Here is a 3,131-nt window from a genome sequence, read left to right on the forward strand (position 1 = left end):
CCGACCATGATCTGGTGCTCCTCGCGCAGGTAGTGGTGCAGCGCCTCGGTCAGTTCCTCCCCGGCCAGTTGGCAACTGCGGTGCGAGATCACGCCGCCGAAACAGATGGCGGTGACCTCCGAGACACCGCCTCCGACGCTCACGACGAGATGGGCGCGAGCCTCGAGTGGATTGACCCCGCACCCGAGTGCACCCGCCACCGGTTCCGGGATCAGCCCGACCTTGCGCAGGCCGACCTCGTGCCCGACCTCGAGCAGTGCGCGGCGCTCGAGTGGGGTGGCCCCCGCCGGCGCCGAGAAGACGGCCGTCGGCCGTCGACCGTACCGTCGGTGTGGGGCGACCTGCTCGATGACGGCCGTGACGAATGCCCGGGCCGACTCCAGATCCACGATCACCCCGTCACGCATGGGGCGAACCTGTGTGATGCCCGCAGGTGTGCGGCCGACGAGGTTGCGCGCATCCTGGCCGATCGCGAGGGCCCGGTGCGGATCTTTGTTCCGAACCAGCATGAAAGACGGTTCGTTCAGGACGATTCCGCCGTCCAGGGTTCCGACGACAGTGTTCGTAGTTCCGAGATCGATGCCAAGTCCACGCACGTCGGCCTCCCGAAGGGAATCGAACGAGATGGGTTAGATGCTACGCATGCAGTCGACGTTCATGGCCGGTTTCGCGAGGCAGTGCTCGGTGCGGTGGGCGATTCGCGAGCATTTTTGCGAAGTGTGCCGGATCTTCCAACTCACCGACCTCCGCGAGAAGCGCGGTGCCGTAGAGCAATTCGTCGGTCTCGGCGAGGCTCGGGTCGTCGCTGCCCTCGGGGTGCGCAGCCCGTAGCCCCCACCAGCGGGTGCGTCGGGTTGAGTTCGAGGATCCGCTTGAAGTGCGGGACCTCCTGGCCCGAGGCTCGGTACATGCGCTCGAGCGCGGGCGTCATGGCGAACTCGTCACCGACGATGCACGCGGGGGATTCGGTGAGGAAATCGTGACCGAGCGTGACACCGACGAGACCCGGCAGGCGACGGCGCCCCGCGCCGTTCCCGGCCAGCGGCGGCCGTCCCTCTGCACCCGAACCAGCGCGGGCCACGCCCGGGCCGGCGTCGGGATCGGTGGAGTTGCTCCCCGGTGTTCTTCGATCGACACGAAGACTCAGGGTGCGAAGCGGACGTCAGCGGTTGGTCGGCGGGCCGACTCGGCTTGCCCGGCGCCGCGGCCGAATCAATCACGCCGCGCCCCGTCCGCGCTCGTAATTCTAATTACACCTTCCGTTGCCTGAGTGAGATGTTAGATTTCCTTCGCCTATATGCAAGGGGGGCGCCCACCCATTCAGTCGGGGTCTGGTGGAGTTCGCGCAGGGTAATGGCGGCGCCATGATTTCTATGTCTTCATGCGATTAGGCGGAATGTCAATAGATTGTTGCGCAGGCCAATCGAGGAAGGTCGTACAGCTATGCCAACCCACAGGGCTACAAACGTCCGCACTCTGAAGATGAAGACCCGCATCATGATTGCCGCGACGGCGGCCACCGCGCTCGCGATCGGTTCGTCCGCAGTCGGGCAGGCTGCCCCTGCCGAACCTGGCGCCGGCGCTGGCAGGGACGCCGGAAACGCCGGACTGGGGAGTCTTGGGGCAGCGATGGATCTGCAAGGACTCGCTGACCTGGCGTTGAGCAGCCTCGGCCTTGGCAGTTCCGGCGCTGCGCCTGACGCACGTGGCGGCGGTGAGCATGGCGGCGGTGAGCATGAGGGTGGGGGCGGCGAGGGCAGTCTCGACAAGGGCAGCCTCGGGAAGGGCAGTCTCGGTAGTGAGCATGGGGGCAGCGGGGGCGAGGGCAGTCTCGACAAGGGCAGTCTCGAGAGTTTCGGTAGTGAGCATGAGGGCGGGGGCGGCGAGGGCAGCCTCGACAAGGGCAGCCTCGGTAGTGAGCATGGGGGCAGCGGGGGCGAGGGCAGCCTCGGTAGTGAGCATGGGGGCAGCGGGGGCGAGGGCAGCCTCGGTAGTGAGCATGGGGGCAGCGGGGGCGAGGGCAGCCTCGACAAGGGCAGCCTCGGTAGTGAGCATGGGGGCAGTCTCGGGAAGGGCAGCCTCGGCAGCATCGTGGATTTCGGAAGTTCGGACCTGGGCAGTTTGTTCTTGCCGTTGCTCGGTAGCTCCGGAGGCGCCGGCGGCAGCGCCGGTAGCGCTGGCGGCAGCGCTCTGCTCGGCAGTGCCTTACTCGGTAGCGCCGGACTGGGCAGCTTGTTCGTCGGCTCCGGCGGCTCCGGCGGCTCCGGTGGGCCGGGCGGGCCGGGTGAAGAAGGGGGACCTGGCCCGGGTGAGGAGGGTGGACCCGGCGGGCCAGGTGAGGAGGGTGGACCCGGCGGCCAGGGAGGCCCGGGCGGGGAAGCGCTTCCAGCTGCGCCGCACGGTGGAGGGCAAATCGGTGTTGTCCCCGTCGGTAGCGTCGAAGCGGGCGGCAAGGGGACGCCCGACGACGCCGCTGGCAACGCATTGCTCATCGGTGGCGTACTGCTCCTCGCAGCGGCGGCGGGTACGACGGCCGCCGAGAGGCATCGTCGTCGGTCGTAGGGGCACGACCCTCGCCGGAGGGACCAGACAGGCCGTCGCCGGTACCACCGAGACGACGGCCTGTCTGGTCTCGGCGTTTCACCGTCCCGCCAGCAGCCGGCACCACCGCACGATCTGGGGGGGGGGGCGTTATCCGCCCTCTCGGTCGTTTGATTTGAGTGCTGGTTCGGATTCACTCCGAAACCGCGGTCCAGGATTGTCGTGACAGTGCAGCGAGAAATTGCCGGTATTTGCCGAACCTCGCGCGCATGCGGCCGGTGATATCGGATGAATTACATCACTTGGAATTATGATTCCTTTAATGATTGATTCGTCCGGTTGGTTGCGATCCCGTATTCGGGCAACCGGGTAGCGGGTGTGAAAGGCATGCCGGCGGGGCTTCGCATGTGGTTCGGTGTCTGGTGCTCTGCGACGCGGACGTCCACGGAACGGCACCCGCGGGAGTGGAACTCCCGCGGGCGCGCTGAGCCGTGATCGAGTCCCCCGAAATCGTTGTCACGGCGCTGGTTCGTGGCGGTGGATTCGGATCGGCGACGTCCGGTCCCGTGGTCAAGGCGCTCCTGGAGCGT

The 3,131-nt window shown here is 67.3% G+C and carries 2 protein-coding genes and 1 pseudogene; 1 reads left to right on the top strand and 2 read right to left on the bottom strand.

The window, feature by feature from the left end; all coding sequences use genetic code 11:
- Window positions 1-596 (bottom strand): rod shape-determining protein (locus J2X34_RS28370; RefSeq protein ID WP_429520352.1); only part of this gene is annotated, 596 nt, incomplete at its 3' end.
- 40 nt (window positions 597-636) lie between these two features.
- Window positions 637-973: pseudogene (locus J2X34_RS28375) on the bottom strand (hypothetical protein); the annotation flags it as partial.
- Window positions 974-1,482: 509 nt separating this feature from the next.
- On the opposite strand from J2X34_RS28375, the gene J2X34_RS28380 reads away from it, so the two are divergent.
- Window positions 1,483-2,562 carry a hypothetical protein gene (locus tag J2X34_RS28380; protein WP_429520353.1) on the top strand — a complete coding sequence of 360 codons (1,080 nt, stop codon included), beginning with the start codon at window positions 1,483-1,485 and terminating at the stop codon, window positions 2,560-2,562.
- Window positions 2,563-3,131: the final 569 nt, after the last annotated feature.

Source organism: Rhodococcus sp. BE178, from assembly GCF_050433545.1.
GTDB lineage: Bacteria > Actinomycetota > Actinomycetes > Mycobacteriales > Mycobacteriaceae > Prescottella.

Excerpts from the sequence above, each read along its gene's own strand:
- J2X34_RS28380 (WP_429520353.1), top strand. The coding sequence starts at position 1,483 with ATGAAGACCCGCATCATGATTGCCGCGACGGCGGCCACCGCGCTCGCG.